The following is a 17,029-nucleotide window of genomic DNA, read 5'->3' on the forward strand; positions in this document are numbered from 1 at the left end:
AAATGAAAGTTACTTCGGCTGAATTAGGCAATTTAGATATAAAAAAATTACTGATAAAACAATCAGTCCCAGCTTCTATAGGTATCTTATTTATGTCAGTAAATATATTGATTGATACCATTTTTGTGGGACAATGGATTGGGTCATTAGCAATAGCTGCTGTTTCAGTGGTATTGCCAATAACTTTTCTTATTTCCTCTTTAGGAATGGCAATTGGAATAGGAGGAAGCTCAATAATATCAAGAGCTTTAGGTGCTCAAGATAAGGAAAAGGCATTGTACACTTTTGGTAATCAATTAATGATGACTTTAACATTAGCCTTAGTTTCAGTCCTTATTGGATTTTGGTTTTTTGATGAGATTTTGCTTTTGTTTGGAGCAAATGGAGAAATAATGAAACCCGCAAAAGAGTTTTTCTTTCCTGTTTTATTTAGCGTTCCATTTTTAGCATTATGTATGATGGGTAATACAGTAATTCGTGCCGAAGGGAAGGCAAAATTTGCTATGTATGCCATGATTATTCCTGCGTTTGGAAACATTATCATGGATATTGTTTTTATTAAGGTATTGAATTTGGGAATGTTTGGAGCAGCTTTGGCAACTTCAATTTCGTATTTCCTATGCTTTTTGTTTATTCTTTGGTTTTTTATTGCGAAGAGCGAATTAAAGTTTCAATTTCATCATCTCAAATTAAAATCTGAATTAGTTAAAGAAATAACATCATTAGGATTTGTAACATTTTCTCGCCAAGGAGTGGTAAGTCTTTTGGCAATTATTGTAAATCATACATTATTTGTTTATGGAGGTGAACATGGAGTTACTGTTTATGGAATCATTAATAGAATGTTGATGTTTGCCTATTTCCCAATTCTTGGAATTACTCAAGGGTTTTTACCAATTGCAGGATATAATTATGGTGCTAAGAATTATAATCGTGTTAAAGAAACGATTAGTAAATCTATTGTTGCAGCTGCAATAATGGCAACATTAATCTTTCTTGTGATTTTCTTTTTTGCTGAACCTATTGTGAAAGTTTTTACTAATGATGCTGATGTTATTAGGACAACGCCTCAAGCTTTAATTTTAGTTTTTTCTGCAACTCCTATTATAGCTTTACAGTTAATAGGTGCTGCATATTTTCAAGCTGCGGGAAAAGCAACGCCTGCATTATTGTTAACTTTAACAAAACAAGGGTTTTTCTTAATACCTTTGGTTTTAATACTTCCGAATTATTTTGGTATTTTAGGAGTTTGGATAGCATTTCCTATTGCTGATTTTTTAGCAACGGTTGTAACAGCTTTTTTTTTACAAAGAGAAATGAAAATAAAATTAGTAGAGAATGATTAACGAATATTATGATTACATAAAATCGCTTCACCTTATTTTTGTTATAACGTGGTTTGCTGGTCTGTTTTATATTGTTAGGTTATTTGTATATCATGCTGAAGCTAAATTAAAACCTCAACCCGAGCAAGACATTTTAGTAAAACAGTATCAATTAATGCAATACAGACTTTGGTATATTATAACTTGGCCAAGCGCAGTTTTGGCTAGTATATTTGCATTCTTACTATTATATATAAATCCAGGTTGGTTACAAATGTCTTGGATGCATGTTAAATTGTTTTTTGTCTTTTTATTGTATTTATATCATTTAAAATGTCATCAAATTTTCAATCAATTACAAAAAGATGATGTTAGGCATTCTTCTAACTTTTTTAGGTTGTGGAATGAAGGCGCAACAATAATTTTATTTGCAGTAGTTTTCTTGGTGATTTTAAAAAATGAGTTCAATTGGATTTATGGTGTTATAGGAATTATACTTTTTTCCGTACTTTTAATGCTAGGATTTAAGTTATACAAAAGAATCCGTGAAAAGAACCAATCATAAATGTATCGAATTTTAAACTTAAAGCAGTTATCTCTTCGGTTAAGGATTTTCCTTTCCATGATATTTTTAACCTTAATTGCTTCGATACTTATTGCATTAGTTTCGGTTTACCAAATTAGAAGAGAATCTAAATTATACCATCAAGACAGATTAGAACGAAAGGAAAATGCCATTATTGAACATATTGATTATGTTCTTAGAAATACAACATATGAGTTAGAAACTGATAAAATTCCTTTAATTTTTAAAGATAGAATTGGGGAAATTTCTGACGTTCATAGTATGGAAATTAATTTTTACGATTTAAAAGGTGAATTATTAATTTCTTCCAAAAAAGGTTTCAAACTAGATAGTTTACGTCCAAAAATTAACAAGGCTACATTAAGAATTCTACAAGGAACAATTGAAAAGCGATATGTAGATTTTATTGAAATCGACAAACAACAATTCAGATCATCCTATTCATACATAAAGGACGCAAAATTTAAGCCTTTAGCAATTTTAAATTTACCTTATGAGGAAGACACAAGCTTTTATGATAATGAAGTTAAAAACTTCTTATTACGTTTTGGTCAGGTTTATGTTTTAATGTTTTTAATTGCTATTGTTTTATCATATTTTCTTTCCAGTTATATAACCAAATCCTTAAAAATTGTAAGTGATAAAATTAGAGCAACAAATTTTAGTAGTAATGAAATTCAAAAAATTGAATTACAAGAAGGAAGTAAAGAAATAAATGTTCTGATTGACTCATATAATAATATGGTCGATCAGTTAGAAGAGAGTAAATCAATGTTGGCTCAAAGCGAAAGAGAACAAGCATGGCGTGAAATGGCAAAACAAGTGGCACACGAGATTAAAAATCCGTTAACACCTATGCGATTAACAGTTCAAAGTTTTCAGCGTAGATTTGATGAAAGTGATCCAAATATCAAACAAAAATTAGATGATTTTTCTACTACATTAATTCAACAAATTGACACTATGAGTTCTGTTGCTACAGCGTTTTCAAATTTTGCTTCAATGCCAGCTCAGCAAAATGAAACGCTTAATGTTGTTAAAATAGTTCAATTAGCCTTAGATATTTTTAATGAAGATTGTATCGAATTTAAAGCATATGAAGATGAAATTATTGCAGTTTTCGACCGTACTCAATTAATAAGAGTTATAACTAATTTAGTTAAGAATGCAATTCAAGCAATTCCTGATGAACAAGAAAACAAAAAAGTTGAGGTTTTAGTTTATAGAGAAGGAAAAGAAGTTAAAATTGTAGTTAAAGATAATGGTAAAGGGATAAATGAAGAAAATCAAAGTCGTATTTTTGAGCCAAAATTTACTACAAAGACAAGTGGTATGGGCCTTGGTTTAGCAATTATAAAAAATATCATAGAAAATTATAACGGAACAATAACTTTTGAAACTGAAACAAACAAAGGAACGACTTTTTATGTTTCCTTTCCAATAACTGAATAAATTAAAGTTCATGAAATATATTTTTGTCTTATTTTTTTTGTCAATATCATTTAGTTTTGGTCAGAATATTAATTATGAAATTAATAAAACAACTCTAAAGGAATACCTACTTTTAGAAGAATCAACCGGTAGTGAATTATTTTATTCTAACTCAAGATATTATTCTTCAAATGGTGATGCGCAGCCAATGGAATATTTAAGAAAAGAAACACTGATACCAAATTTAAAAGTATACTATTTTTTCAAAGAAAAGGATTCAGTAATGTCATATGTTCTATATGAATGGGATGTTAGTAATTTTGAAGATGATGACAATAATAAACAGTCTGAAAAAGTTCAAAAGGCCTTAATACAGAAATATCAAGATTTAAAACAAGATATAAGCAACAAGTTTGGAGAACCAGTTGTCAAAAAGAATTACTCAAATATTAGTAGGCTAGACCCAGAAAATGTTTTTGAAGAAAATTCAAAATGGAATTCAAATGAGAATATAGAAATTGAATTATATTCAACTGTTTCTAACTTTTTTAAAAAAGAAGGTTTTTTGACAGTTAACCCAGTTCATAGAATAAGATTATATATCAGAAACTTAAATATAAAATAGTACAATCATAATAAAGTTCAAAAAATGGAAAATATTTTAATTGAGAAACAAGATAATATTGCGGTAGTAACGATTAATCGCCCAACAAAATTAAACGCATTAAATAAAGCTACTATTCAAGAATTACATGAAGGTTTTAAACAACTGAATGAAGATACAGCTATTAAAGTTATTATTGTAACTGGAAGTGGTGAAAAAGCATTTGTTGCAGGTGCAGATATTTCAGAGTTTGCTCATTTTTCTGTTGAAGAAGGAGGAAATCTTGCTGCAAAAGGTCAAGAATTATTATTTGATTTTGTTCAAAATTTAAGCACACCAGTTATTGCAGCTGTAAATGGTTTCGCTTTAGGTGGCGGATTAGAATTAGCAATGAGTTGTCATTTTAGAGTAGCTTCAGATAATGCAAAAATGGGATTGCCTGAAGTAACGTTAGGCGTAATTCCAGGATATGGTGGCACACAACGTTTAGCACAATTAGTTGGTAAAGGTCGTGCAATGGAAATGGTTATGACAGCCGGAATGATTGATGCTCAAACAGCTTTAAATTACGGATTGGTGAACCACGTTGTTAGTCAAGAAGAATTGTTAGAATTTGCAAAAGGAATTGCAACTAAAATTACTAGAAATTCAAGTATTGCGATTGGAAAAGCTATCGAAGCTATAAATGCAAACTATAAAGATGGTATTAACGGATTTAATGTAGAGATTAAAAACTTCGGATACTGTTTTGGAACTGAAGACTTCAAAGAAGGTACAACCGCATTTTTAGAAAAGCGTAAAGCTAATTTTCCTGGGAAATAGAAAATATGTTTAGTAAAGAAGAGCGACCTAATTACTTTGAAACTATTCTAAAATTATTCATAATTTTAGTTGTTAGTGTTTTAGTATTTGTGTCGCCTTTTTTGTTATATGCAAATTATGCAGCAACTGGACTTATAATGTATTTTGTTGCTTTAATATTGCTATCGCCTTCTGTTGCATTTACCTATAAAAATCTTATTTATTTTAAAAAAAATGAAGTTAAAAATGCATTAACTAGTAGTAAAACCTATGTTGGGACGTTAGCAATTTTGAATTGTTTTGTGTTTTTTACAATTGGATTCGACACATTGCTACCTACTTTTTGGTTAGGTGTTTTTTACTTTCTTACACATTTGTCTGTTTACTTTTTTTTCAAAGGTAAATTGAGTTTAGCTTTAACTATATTTTCTGAAGTTTTAATCAGCCTTTTCTTGCTCATTAATTATTATACTGTAGAAAAAACTACAATTGAAAAATATCGATATTATATAAATCGTTCAAATTCTACAATTTATTTAGAAAATAATCAATACGAAGCGTTTTTTGGTATTAGAGTTTTTTGGATAAATCCAGAGGTTTCAAATTTTAATAAAATATATTATGAAATAGGCGAAGGGGTTTTAGGGGTTAAAGTGGTCAAAGCCTATAATTTTAAACCAAAAAAAGCCAAGTAATTTACTTGGCTTTTTTTGATTTAATGATTTTGAATTATTTACAAGAATTATATTCATCAACAATTTTAATTAAGTTGTCTACTATTTTTAAGTCAAAAACGTTGTTGTTGATTTCTTCGGCCAGAGATTTACAATTTCCGAGGTATTCTGAAAGTTCCTTTGATAGTTTATCGTTTTTTCGACTGTCAATCATCTGCCCTTCTTTAGCATCTTTTAGTTTTATAACGAAAACATCTTCTTTTATTGGGTCAATTAGTACTTGATTGCCATTTGCCTCGTAAACTAGTTTATAAAAATATGCATTATTGAAGCCTAAAGACATTGCATTTGATAATTTTTTCATTGCATCACCTTTTACTTTCATACCTATGTAACAAGTTTCAGAACCGTCTGATTCAATTACACAAAACTTAGTATTGTCTTTAGCAGAAAAGGTAGAAATTCGTTCTTTACCCTTTTCATTATTGTATTTTACGGTTACAGATTTTCCATATTTATCAATCGCTTCAGTAACTTCTGTTTTGCCAGTTTCATAAACATCAAGTCTTTCAAATTCTGCATTTACTATACCTGAATATTTTTTTCCGTCTTCATCAATAACATATCCTTTTCTATTATAAATGCTTTCGCTTTTATCTTTGGCAACTTTTACTTTTTCTTTGTGAAGATTTGCATTGTATGTTTTTGCTTGATGCCCTAAGACATAATCTCTTGCGACTAGTTGTTCAACAACTTCTTTAAAAAATATAAATGCATCGTTGGGGTGAAAACTTCTTTTAGCATTAAAAGTAAAAGTCTCTCCATTAAATAAAGTTACTTCAGTAGTCTTCGTAGGAGCACTTGTAATTTTTGCTTTTGCAACGACAATATTGTCTAAATCCTGTATAAAAATAAAATCATTTTTATTGAAAACATCATATGTTGTATGATATGCTTTTCCAATTATATTTGTTCCTAATTCGCCGCCAGTTACAATTGTTCCATCTTTCTTAACATGTGGTCGAACGGCTGCAATTTTTTGATCATATACCAGCTTGTCACTTTTAGCATTATCTTTTGCTTCAGTTACTGTTTTAATATATTTCTCGCTTAATCGTTCTCTTTCTTGATTGAAAAGTTCTGACACTTTTAATTGATTGATGCCATTCTCATCAATTAAACCGTATTTAGAAGCCAGTAAACGAGTAATTATTTTACTTGAGTTGAATGAAGTTTGTAATATTTCGTAAGGAATTTCAGTTGTTTTACTATTGTCAGAATTTGAAACTTCTAGCCATTGGTATAGAACAGCATCGCTTTCAGCTAAGTCTCTATATTTTGCGGTAAACTGTTTTTTTCCATCTAAGCTGCTGTATATATAATCTTCACCTGATTTTTTTAAAATTGCAACTTCTTTATTGTCAAAAAGTATAACGTCTTTTTTAATCTTAATATCCTGACTATTAACACTTATAAAGGTAATTAAGAAAAAATGAATAAATAGATTTTTCATGTTTTGTTTTTACCAAATGTATCAAAAATTATTGAAAATCAGTAGAATATAAGTTTATATCGATTTAAAACTTTTTGAGTTTGGTTTTTCTATCTAGAAAATTTGATGTTAGTAGGAAGTTTTTGATACATTGAGAGCTTTTACAGTGCATCCCATTCAGTATAAAATTGAGCTAGAAACTGCTCCATAAATTTATGTCGATTTTCAGCTAATTTCTTTCCAGATTCTGTGTTCATTTTGTCTTTTAGCAGGAGTAGTTTCTCATAAAAATGATTAATAGTAGGCGCATCACTCTTTTTATATTCTTCTTTTGACATGTTTAATTTTGGAGCAATTGCAGGATTATATATACTTCTGTTTTTAAAACCACCATAATTAAATGTTCTGGCTATTCCAATGGCACCAATCGCGTCTAATCGATCGGCATCTTGAATAATTTCGAGTTCTTTTGAAGTAAAATTTTGATTGAAATTTCCACCTTTAAACGAAATATTTTGAATTATAGCGATAACATGTTCAATAATATCTTTTGTAGTACCTTCTTTTTCTAGAAATTCTTTAGCAACTTTTGGTCCAACAGTTTCGTCTCCATTATAAAATTTACTATCAGCAATATCATGTAATAAAGCACCAAGTTTTACAATTTCTAAATTACAATTACCTTCTGTTTCAGCAATTTTGATTGCGTTTTTGTAAACACGCTCAATGTGAAACCAATCGTGCCCACCTTCAGCATTTTGTAATTTATCTTTAACAAAAAGAATTGTTTTGTCAACTAGTGTCATATATAAAATAGAAATTCCAAACACAAATATATTGCATTTGGAATTTTTTAGATTTAAAAAGTTATTATTTTACCATTACTGGTTCAACCCATTTAAAAATATGTTCTTTTTCTGGTGAAACTAACCGTTCCGAAATACGAGTCATCCTTTCAGGAAGTTTCATAAGATAATCACGTGCTTTTTCGGCTTCGCTTGTAAGATTTGTCACTTTATCAATTTCCCATTTATCAATTAATTTTTTCATAATGTCAACATAATCTAAAGCCGTATAAACTCCTATTCGTTGTGCAGCATTTGAAAATTCTTCGAAAGCACTCCCGATTTTTTCGCCTGATTCACGTATTAATTGCGCGGGCATATTAATCTTATTCTTCATCATATATTGAAACGACAACATCATTTCACTTGGGTCAACTTCAAAAATGTTTTTTACAAACTGACTATAAGCTAAGTGATGACGCATTTCGTCACCAGCAATTAAGCGACACATTTTAGATAGTTTATTATCGCCAAATTTCTTTGCCATTTGTGCTACACGATTATGTGAAATGTAAGTAGCTAATTCTTGAAAGCTTGTAAAAACAAAATTTTTATATGGATCTCTTCCTGTGCCAGGATCAAATCCATCATTTATCAAATGTTGAGTGGTAACTTCAACTTCACGCATATTTACACGGCCAGATAAATAAAGATATTTGTTTAAAACATCTCCATGACGGTTTTCTTCACCTGTCCATTGTCTCAACCATTTTGCCCAACCATTATCTCCATTTTCTTCTTTTTGTTTTACTCCTTCAACATCCATTAGCCATGTTTCATATGTAGGTAATGCTTCTTCAGTTATAGTATCGCCAACTAAAACTACCCAAAAATCATAAGGTAAATCTTTAGCAATTTCTCTCAAATCTTTTAATTCGTCAAAAAAAGTTTCCTTTTCTGAGTTAGGTAATAAATCTGTTGGTTGCCAAATTTTTTCAGTTGGGATTAAAAATTCTTCTACGAAGCTGTCAATCTTTTTTTCCAAAAACTGCATTACTTCTAATCGTACATTTTGTATCGACATTATTATTGTTTTATGTTGTTTTTAATTATGTTTTCCGTTTTCTCAAAAATTTCATCAAATGAATAGTCAGAAATTTTTAAAGGTTCATGAACCTCAAAAGTTATGCGATTCCCTAATCCCATTGGAAATTGTCCGTAACGTTGCATTTTCCAAGAATTACTAATACTCACTGGAGCAAAATAAGCATCAGGAGCAAACTTGTGAAGCATTTTTAAACCATTTATTGAAAAAGTTTTTGGAACTCCGGTTCTACTTCTTGTGCCTTCAGGAAATATAACTACCGAATAATTATTGTTGTTTACTAATTCAGCTACTTTTTTAATTTCTGGTAAAGCTTGTTTTGGGTCTTTTCGATCAATTAATGCAGAACCTCCAACTCTTAAATTATAAGATACACTTGGTATTCCTTTTCCTAATTCTTTTTTACTAATAAACTTAGGGTGCCAAGCTCTCATAAACCAAATAATGGCAGGTATATCATATAAACTTTGATGATTAGCAACAATTATTAGAGGAACATTTTTAGGAAGTTTTTCTCTTCCAATAAACTTATATGTAGTTCCTAAAATTTGTGTATTTCTAACTAAAAACCAATTCAAAATGGTAACACTCCAACGATGAGCATTATAACCAAAAAGATTATAGCAAACCCATTGAATAGGATGAAAAAGAACTAACCATAAAAGAAATAGTAAGTAATATACTATAGAAATGGGATAGGAAATTATTTTTTGCATTGCTAGTTTTGAGTTTCTACAAATGTACTTCTAAAAATAAAAAAACCACCAATTTTGGTGGTCTTTCTATATGCTTGCATAACAAATAAATTCAAAGATTTATTGTTTAGTTTATTATGATACAATTACCATTAATACAATCAATTTCACTGGGCGGCATAACTATGGCACAATCAGAAACAGCATTTGTTTGTACATTTCGTGTTGAATCCATTGTATAATATTCACTTACAAGACCTTCTAATATGTCTAAATCTAAATTGTTAGGAAAAACAAGATATTCTCTAGGACCACCGCAAGGCTTAGCACCTAAAGCTATTGCATTACACGAAGTTGAAGTAGTACAAGAAAATTGTTCAATGTAATTAGTTATTTCTTCTTTTTTATTAATCAACATTTCTTCTGTAATTTGATCGTTTTGAATTTCATTTTCACATTGAAAACTTTGCAATAAAAATAGTAAAAGAATACAAGTAATAATTTTTTTCATAATCATAGTTTTCATACTAGATGCAATAAATATAATTAGGTTGCATAAAAAAGCCTTAAACATTGTTTAAGGCTCTTTATAATTAACAAAATTCGTTGTAAGCGTCTTTTAAGTTTTCTGCAATTAACTCAGCTGGACGACCTTCAATATGATGACGTTCTAACATGTGAACTAATTCTCCGTTTTTAAACAATGCCATACTTGGCGAAGATGGAGGGAAAGGGAACATATGTTCTCTTGCTTTAGTAACAGCATCTTTATCAACACCAGCAAAAGCCGTTACTAAAAAGTCGGGTTTTTTAGCGTTATCTAAACTCATTTTAGCTCCTGGGCGTGCATTACGTGCCGCACAACCACAAACAGAGTTAATAACCACTAAAGTAGTTCCTTCTTTAGCTAAAATAGTATCAACATCTTGTTCAGTATATAATTCTTGAAAACCAGCATCAGTTAATTCCGCTTTCATTGGTTTTACCATTTCTTCTGGATACATAATCTAAAAAATTTTAATTTGTACAAAGTTACAAAGTTTTTGGTTGAGAAATGTTAAACAAGTTCTAACATTCTAATACAATGTATAACGTAATCCTAAAAACATTCGAAATCCTTGATTAGGTCCGTAAACATAACCTGGGTCAAATGTTAAAGCATAAGGATTATCTGGCGTTGCAACCACATTTCCATTTCCATCATAAGAAACGTTTTCATCAAAAGGGTCATTTGCTCTTGCAATTAGAAAAGGAGAACTTTTATTTGGCGTCCAATTTAATAGGTTTTTTACGCCGCCATAGACTTCAAAATTAATCCATTTTTTATACGTCAATTGAATATTTTGAATACTCCAAAAAGGTGAATATTCGGGTCTTGGATCTAAATCACTTAATAGAGGAAGACGCATTGGGCCATAAATATTTCCAGTATAATCAATAGATAAAAACCATTTAGGAATTTCATAAGCAAGATTCCAAGTTCCTGAAAATTTTTCAGTTAAAATAGGCTGAGATGTAACGCCATCACGATTTATTTGAGAATCTAAATAGGTGATGCCAAAGGAACTCTTTAAACCAAATGGAAAAATAAAATCAGCATTAGCTGTAAGACCTAATGTTTGTGCATAGCCTTCTAAGTTGGAATAAATTATTTCATTGGGATTAGTGTCATAATCTGGAATAATTTGATTGTTGAAAAAAGTATACCAACTCGAAATATCAAAAATTCCAACCGAACCATTTTCAAAGTGAACTTTTGTTAAATAGTTTAAATTGATATTGTATGATTTTTCGGGTTTTAAATCTTCAGTGATAATAACATCTCTTGAGCCAGTTAGAGCAGCATGTTCTTCAGTAAATAAATTTACAACTCGAAAACCTGTTCCTGCATTTATTCTAAACACACTATTTTGATTTGGTTTCCATTTGTAAGCTAAACGAGGCGTAAAAATAGAACCATGATTATTGTTGTAATCGTAACGCGAACCTAAAAGCAAACTTTTGTTTTCGGTTAGTTTTATTTCGTCTTGAAGGAATACGCTATAAATTTTAGTTTTTTCAGCATCATCAGTTGCGGTTGTATTATCGTTATAATATTGATAACGAAACGCGCTCCCTAATAAAATATCGTGATTTAGAATTTTTTTGTCCCAAGTATATTGTCCGAATGCAATTTTTTGATTGGCTAAATACAATACATCTCCATACACCGAATTTTGATTGTGATAGGTATATGAAAAAGCCAAATTCATATTTTCTTTGACTGGCAATTGATAATTTCCTATTAATTCGAAACGAGAAGTGTATATGCTTTCACCATAAATTTCATTTCCACCACGATACGATTTGTTCCATTGTTTTTCACCACCCCAACGATCTTCATAGAAATAACGACCCGCTAAACTCATTTTTCGATTCTCTTTTCTGTTGAAATCGAATTTTTGAAAAATGGAAATACGTTCTTGTATCGTTAGATCAGTAAAATTATCATTGTTGTTATCAATAGGTTGGTTATAATTAAAATAGTTAATTCCAAGAAGCGCATTAGTACTTTTTCCTAATCTGTATTTTGTGCCAATATCTATATTGTTTTCTAACCAACTTGTAAAAAAAATATCTGCAGATACGATAGGAGCTGTAATCGCATTTTTTGTGATAATGTTGATTAATCCGCCAACAGCTTCGCTCCCATAAAGAGAAGAAGCCGGACCTTTTACAACTTCAATTCTGTCGATTAATGAGTTGGGAATTCCTGACAAACCGTACACGGTTGACAAACCACTAACAATAGGCATTCCGTCAATAGTAACCATAGTATAAGGTCCTTCTAAACCATTTATATGGATATCGCCAGTGTTGCAAATATTACAATTTAATTGAGGCCGTACACCATTAACATTTTGCAAGGCTTCAAAGACATTTGGTGTTGGGTTTTTCTTCAGAAATGCGGAAGTGTAAACTTCAACGGGAACTGGTGTTTCTAATCGAGAGACAGGTTTTAAAGTTCCGGTTACAGTAACTTCATTTAAAATGTTGCTTTCTTTTAAAACAATTATAATGTTTTTAATCTCGTTTTTTTTTACAGAAAGCTTTTCTGTTTTAGAAGCAAATCCTATAAATGAAATTCGAATGGTATAGTTTCCTGCTTCAATATCATTAATTTCAAATTCTCCATTAGTATTGCTATCAACTCCTTTTTTTTCTTCAATTAGTACTACAGAAGCAAATGCAAGGGGTTCACCACTTTCAGTTGTTACTCTTCCTTTTATTCCAGTTTGAGCTAAAGTTATATTGACTATTAAAATTATACTATATAAAATTATTTTTTTCACTTTTAAAAATTAAAATTTAGACAAAACTAAAAATAAAATATATAGCAACAAAAATATTGTTTTATATTTGTGAAATAATTTGCATAAAATGACAATTTCAGAAGAGAATTATTTAAAAGTTATTTATCATTTAGCACAGGTTTCTCCTAAAGGTGTTAATACAAATGCAATTGCAGGAATGTTAGACACCAAAGCTTCTTCGGTAACCGATATGATTAAGAAGCTAGATGAAAAAGGATTGGTGAGTTATGTAAAATACCAAGGCGTTTCTTTAACCGAAAAAGGATCATATTCAGCTAAAATGATAGTTAGAAAACATCGTCTTTGGGAAGTTTTCTTGGTAAAGAAATTAAATTTTTCTTGGGATGAAGTACATGAAATTGCCGAAGAATTAGAACACATTCAATCGGAAAAATTGATTAACAAATTAGACGCTTTTCTTGAATTTCCAGATTTTGACCCACATGGTGACCCAATTCCAAATGCTGATGGAGAAATAAAAAAAATGCAAAAGAAAATATTGTCTGATATTCAATTAAACGATACGGTAAAATGTGTTGGAGTTAAAGATTCATCAGCAGAGTTTCTTCAGTTTTTAGATAAAAAAGGAATTTCTTTAGGGACCAATATTACCATTTTAGAAAAAGAGAGCTTTGATGAAACCTTAAAAGTTAAAGTTCAAGAAAAAACTTTTACTATATCCAATAAAATTGCCAATAACTTATACGTTCAATAATTATGTTTGATTCGATTTTAAAATATTTAGAAGGTATTGATCCAATTTTAGCGGCTTTCTATGCCACTATGTTTACTTGGTTTTTAACAGCTTTAGGAGCGGCATTTGTGTTCTTTTTTAAAAACATGAACCGAGCACTTTTAGATGGAATGTTAGGTTTTACAGGTGGTGTTATGGTTGCTGCAAGTTATTGGAGTTTGTTAGCTCCAGCAATTGAAATGAGTGATGGGGAAGGCTTTGTAAAAGTAATTCCTGCCGCTGTTGGATTTTTATTAGGGGCTATATTTTTATTCGGTTTAGACAAAACATTACCTCATTTACACATCAATTTTAAAGAAACTGAAGGGATAAAATCGCCTTGGCAACGAACAACTTTATTGGTTTTAGCAATTACATTACATAATATTCCTGAAGGATTAGCAGTTGGTGTTTTATTTGGTGGTGTTGCTGCTGGAATTCCTGAAGCTTCAATTGCAGGTGCGGTAACTTTAGCGATTGGAATAGGAATTCAAAATTTCCCAGAGGGAATTGCTGTTGCTATGCCTTTGCGAAGAATGGGTGCTTCTCGTAGAAAAAGTTTTATGTACGGACAAGCATCGGCTATTGTTGAGCCTATTGCTGGAGTTTTAGGGGCAGTTGCCGTAACTTTCTTTACACCAGTGTTGCCTTATGCGTTAGCTTTTGCTGCCGGTGCGATGATTTATGTAGTGGTGGAAGAAGTTATTCCAGAAACGCAACAAGATAAAAATACTGATATTGCCACTTTAGGTTTTATAGGCGGATTTATTGTAATGATGAGTTTGGATGTTGCTTTAGGTTAAATTAAAGATTATGAAATATATCTTATATGTTTTATTGGCAATATTTTCAATTGGATGTGGTTCAAATAAAATTCCTGAGCCTTCTCAAAATGAGAAAGAATTTCATAAGATAAATGACAAATACACTTTCACTATAAAAGATATACTTTCAGATTCAAGATGTCCTAAAGATGTCCAATGTGTTTGGGAAGGTCAAGTTGAACTTGTTATTTCTATTTTTGAAAATGAAATTTTTCTGAAAGAAGAATTAATAATTTTAAATACTAAGAATTTTGAAAATAATAGATCAATTTTAGAACGATATACTTTGAATAAAAAAATAATTGGAATTCAAATTTTTCCGGAAAAGATTCAAAATGAAGAAATTGATTTAAAAGATTATTTTTTAGAAATTATATTAGATGGACAAGATTAATGACAACCACAATCGTCTCCACACGATTTAGAATTTTTCTTCGCTTTTTTAGTTGATTTTTTCCAAAAGAATTTCTTCAACAGAAAAAAAACTGCAGCTGCTAAAGTAATATAAGCTAAAATTTCTTGTATCATTTTAAAAACTGATAAGCTGTTAGTGCAACTAAATAGGCAAATCCGCTCATTACTACAAGTTGAATAATTGGCCACTTCCATGAATTAGTTTCTTTTTTAACAATAGCCAAAGTAGAAATACATTGCATGGCAAAAGCGTAAAAAAGCAACAACGAAATTCCTGTAGCGAAATTGAAAATCTTATTACCTGTTATAGGATGAACTTCAGCAGCCATTTTCTTTTTAATAGTTGCTTCTTCTTCACTATGACTTCCTACACTGTAAATGGTTGCAAGAGTTCCAACAAAAACTTCACGTGCAGCAAAAGAACTTACAACAGCAACACCAATTTTCCAATCGTAACCTAAAGGTTTAATTACAGGCTCAATGCTTTTCCCCATAATTCCTATGTATGAGTTTTCTAGTTGGTAAGCGTTTATTTTATCGTTCAATTCGTCTTTTGTAAGATTTTGGTTTTGTGATGTAATAACGGTTGAGGCATCATCAAAACTTTTTGGTCCGTGCGAGCCTAAAAACCACAAAATAACGGATAATGCTAAAATGATTTTTCCGGCTCCGGTTACAAAAGCTTTTGTTTTTTCAATCACATTTATCGCGACGTTTTTAAACATTGGAATTTTATACGAAGGCATTTCAACAACAAAATATGATTTGCAGTTTAATTTCAAAACCTTATTAAGAATGTAAGCCGAAAAAATTGCCATTCCGAAACCTAAAAGATACAAACTCATTAAAGTTAATCCTTGTAGACTTAAAAATCCTAAAACTCTTTTTTCCGGAATAATTAATGCAATTAAAATAGCATAAACTGGTAAACGAGCCGAACAAGTTGTAAATGGTGTAACTAAAATGGTAATTAAACGTTCTTTCCAATTTTCAATATTACGAGTTCCCATAATAGCAGGAATAGCACAAGCAGTTCCCGAAATTAATGGCACTACACTTTTACCTGAAAGTCCGAAACGGCGCATTATTTTATCCATTAAAAAAACTACGCGACTCATATAGCCACTTTCTTCCAGTACAGAAATAAACAAGAATAAAAAGGCTATTTGTGGAATAAAGATTACAATTCCACCAATTCCTGGAATCACACCATCGGAAATTAAATCGGTAAATTTTCCGGATGGTAAATTAGTTTTAGCAAACGAACTTAAATTAGCAAACGTCTCATCGATAAAATCCATTGGAATACTACTCCAATCGAATAAAAATTGGAAAATCACCATTAAAATTCCGAAGAATATTAGATATCCAAAAACTCTATGGGTTAAAATGCGATCTATTTTTGCTCGAATATCGGTTGCTTTAGATTGATCAATTTTCTGACCAATTTTTAGAGTGTCATTTATAAATTGATAGCGCTTAATCGTTTCTTTTTGCTGCAGCCTTTTTAAATCGGAATGTGATTTTGTAAATGAACTTTTAATTTCATTACGTTCCAAATTTAAAAAGTTTACATCTTGCGTAATTACCAACCAAAGTTTGTACAATAATTGGTTTGGAAAGGCTTTTCTTAATTTGTCGAAATATTCAGGATCAATACTTGAAGCATGTAAACAAGGTTCTGTAGAAAGTTCTGTATAATTTAAAATGATATTTCTTAAATTATCAATTCCTTGATTTTTTCTTGAGCTAACTAATGCAATTTTTGTTTTTAGTTCTTTTTCAAGAGATTCAATGTCAAGTTCAATTCCTTTCAATTTCATTCTATCCGCCATATTTATGACTAAAATGGTAGGAATTTCAAGATCTTTAATTTGTGTAAAAAGAAGTAAGTTTCTTTTTAAGTTTTCCACTTCGGTAACTACAACAGCCACATCTGGAAAATCTTCATCGTTTTTATTTAGTAATAATTCAATTACAACATTTTCATCAATCGAACTTGCGTTTAAGCTGTAAGTTCCCGGTAAATCAATTATTTTAGCCTTGACTTCTGATGAAAGTTTTGCAATTCCTTGTTTTTTTTCAACGGTGATTCCTGGATAGTTCCCAACTTGTTGGTTTAATCCTGTTAATTGATTAAAAACCGAAGTTTTTCCTACGTTAGGATTTCCTATTAAGGCAACTTTTATAATTGAATTTAACATGAA

18 protein-coding genes are annotated in these 17,029 nt (G+C 30.4%); 9 read left to right on the forward strand and 9 right to left on the reverse strand.

Translation table 11 applies throughout. The annotated features are described in order from the left end of the window. The first annotated feature begins 2 nt into the window (after positions 1–2). From KK2020170_RS03965 to KK2020170_RS03990, 6 genes are read left to right on the forward strand one after another with little or no spacing between them, the layout of a single operon-like run. Positions 3–1,346: an MATE family efflux transporter gene (locus KK2020170_RS03965; protein WP_221259514.1), complete on the forward strand. Its 1,344-nt coding sequence runs from the start codon at positions 3–5 to the stop codon at positions 1,344–1,346. Next, complete coding sequence (locus KK2020170_RS03970) at positions 1,339–1,890, forward strand: CopD family protein (RefSeq protein WP_221259515.1); 552 nt, start codon at positions 1,339–1,341, stop codon at positions 1,888–1,890. Before KK2020170_RS03965 ends, KK2020170_RS03970 begins: the two co-directional genes overlap by 8 nt. A gap of 57 nt (positions 1,891–1,947) precedes the next feature. Then, positions 1,948–3,363: a sensor histidine kinase gene (locus tag KK2020170_RS03975; protein ID WP_221259516.1), complete on the forward strand. Its 1,416-nt coding sequence runs from the start codon at positions 1,948–1,950 to the stop codon at positions 3,361–3,363. A gap of 37 nt (positions 3,364–3,400) precedes the next feature. Then, entirely contained in the window at positions 3,401–3,967 is a 567-nt protein-coding gene (locus KK2020170_RS03980; protein WP_221259517.1) for a hypothetical protein, read from the forward strand. 24 nt (positions 3,968–3,991) lie between these two features. After that, entirely contained in the window at positions 3,992–4,768 is a 777-nt protein-coding gene (locus KK2020170_RS03985) for an enoyl-CoA hydratase/isomerase family protein (protein WP_221259518.1), read from the forward strand. A gap of 5 nt (positions 4,769–4,773) precedes the next feature. After that, a complete protein-coding gene (locus KK2020170_RS03990; RefSeq protein ID WP_221259519.1) occupies positions 4,774–5,442 on the forward strand; it encodes a hypothetical protein in 669 nt (222 codons plus the stop codon). A 34-nt stretch (positions 5,443–5,476) separates the two neighbouring features. Here KK2020170_RS03990 and KK2020170_RS03995 read toward each other — a convergent pair whose 3' ends face one another. The 7 genes from KK2020170_RS03995 to KK2020170_RS04025 form a co-directional block, all read right to left on the reverse strand. Next, complete coding sequence (locus KK2020170_RS03995; protein ID WP_221259520.1) at positions 5,477–6,934, reverse strand: hypothetical protein; 1,458 nt, start codon at positions 6,932–6,934, stop codon at positions 5,477–5,479. A 140-nt stretch (positions 6,935–7,074) separates the two neighbouring features. Then, positions 7,075–7,719, reverse strand: coding sequence for an HD domain-containing protein (locus KK2020170_RS04000; protein ID WP_221259521.1), 645 nt, complete (start codon positions 7,717–7,719; stop codon positions 7,075–7,077). A gap of 64 nt (positions 7,720–7,783) precedes the next feature. Next, positions 7,784–8,782 (reverse strand): acyl-ACP desaturase, encoded by a 999-nt coding sequence (locus KK2020170_RS04005; protein WP_221259522.1) that lies wholly within the window; start codon positions 8,780–8,782, stop codon positions 7,784–7,786. A 2-nt stretch (positions 8,783–8,784) separates the two neighbouring features. Then, complete coding sequence (locus KK2020170_RS04010) at positions 8,785–9,519, reverse strand: lysophospholipid acyltransferase family protein (protein WP_221259523.1); 735 nt, start codon at positions 9,517–9,519, stop codon at positions 8,785–8,787. 106 nt (positions 9,520–9,625) lie between these two features. After that, a complete protein-coding gene (locus tag KK2020170_RS04015; RefSeq protein WP_221259524.1) occupies positions 9,626–10,009 on the reverse strand; it encodes a hypothetical protein in 384 nt (127 codons plus the stop codon). A gap of 82 nt (positions 10,010–10,091) precedes the next feature. Beyond that, the gene (locus tag KK2020170_RS04020) at positions 10,092–10,502 is read right to left on the reverse strand and encodes a BrxA/BrxB family bacilliredoxin (protein ID WP_221259525.1); all 411 of its coding nucleotides are present in this window, start codon (positions 10,500–10,502) and stop codon (positions 10,092–10,094) included. 72 nt (positions 10,503–10,574) lie between these two features. Next, the gene (locus KK2020170_RS04025) at positions 10,575–12,830 is read right to left on the reverse strand and encodes a TonB-dependent receptor (protein WP_221259526.1); all 2,256 of its coding nucleotides are present in this window, start codon (positions 12,828–12,830) and stop codon (positions 10,575–10,577) included. A gap of 88 nt (positions 12,831–12,918) precedes the next feature. On the opposite strand from KK2020170_RS04025, the gene KK2020170_RS04030 reads away from it, so the two are divergent. Genes KK2020170_RS04030 through KK2020170_RS04040 form a run of 3 tightly spaced genes read left to right on the forward strand, consistent with a single transcriptional unit; the run spans position 12,919 to position 14,802 of the window. Continuing rightward, positions 12,919–13,566, forward strand: coding sequence for a metal-dependent transcriptional regulator (locus KK2020170_RS04030; RefSeq protein ID WP_221259527.1), 648 nt, complete (start codon positions 12,919–12,921; stop codon positions 13,564–13,566). Between the two features lie 2 nt (positions 13,567–13,568). Further along, a complete protein-coding gene (locus KK2020170_RS04035) occupies positions 13,569–14,387 on the forward strand; it encodes a ZIP family metal transporter (protein WP_221259528.1) in 819 nt (272 codons plus the stop codon). 10 nt (positions 14,388–14,397) lie between these two features. Then, complete coding sequence (locus tag KK2020170_RS04040) at positions 14,398–14,802, forward strand: hypothetical protein (protein WP_221259529.1); 405 nt, start codon at positions 14,398–14,400, stop codon at positions 14,800–14,802. Here KK2020170_RS04040 and KK2020170_RS04045 read toward each other — a convergent pair. Both KK2020170_RS04045 and feoB read right to left on the reverse strand, forming a co-directional pair. Further along, entirely contained in the window at positions 14,799–14,936 is a 138-nt protein-coding gene (locus KK2020170_RS04045; RefSeq protein WP_221259530.1) for a FeoB-associated Cys-rich membrane protein, read from the reverse strand. The genes KK2020170_RS04040 and KK2020170_RS04045 overlap by 4 nt on opposite strands. Further along, positions 14,933–17,026, reverse strand: coding sequence for a ferrous iron transport protein B (gene feoB, locus KK2020170_RS04050; protein WP_221259531.1), 2,094 nt, complete (start codon positions 17,024–17,026; stop codon positions 14,933–14,935). The genes KK2020170_RS04045 and feoB overlap by 4 nt, the downstream gene beginning before the upstream one ends. Positions 17,027–17,029 lie beyond the last annotated feature (3 nt).

It is taken from the genome of Flavobacterium okayamense (genome assembly GCF_019702945.1).
Lineage (GTDB): Bacteria > Bacteroidota > Bacteroidia > Flavobacteriales > Flavobacteriaceae > Flavobacterium > Flavobacterium okayamense.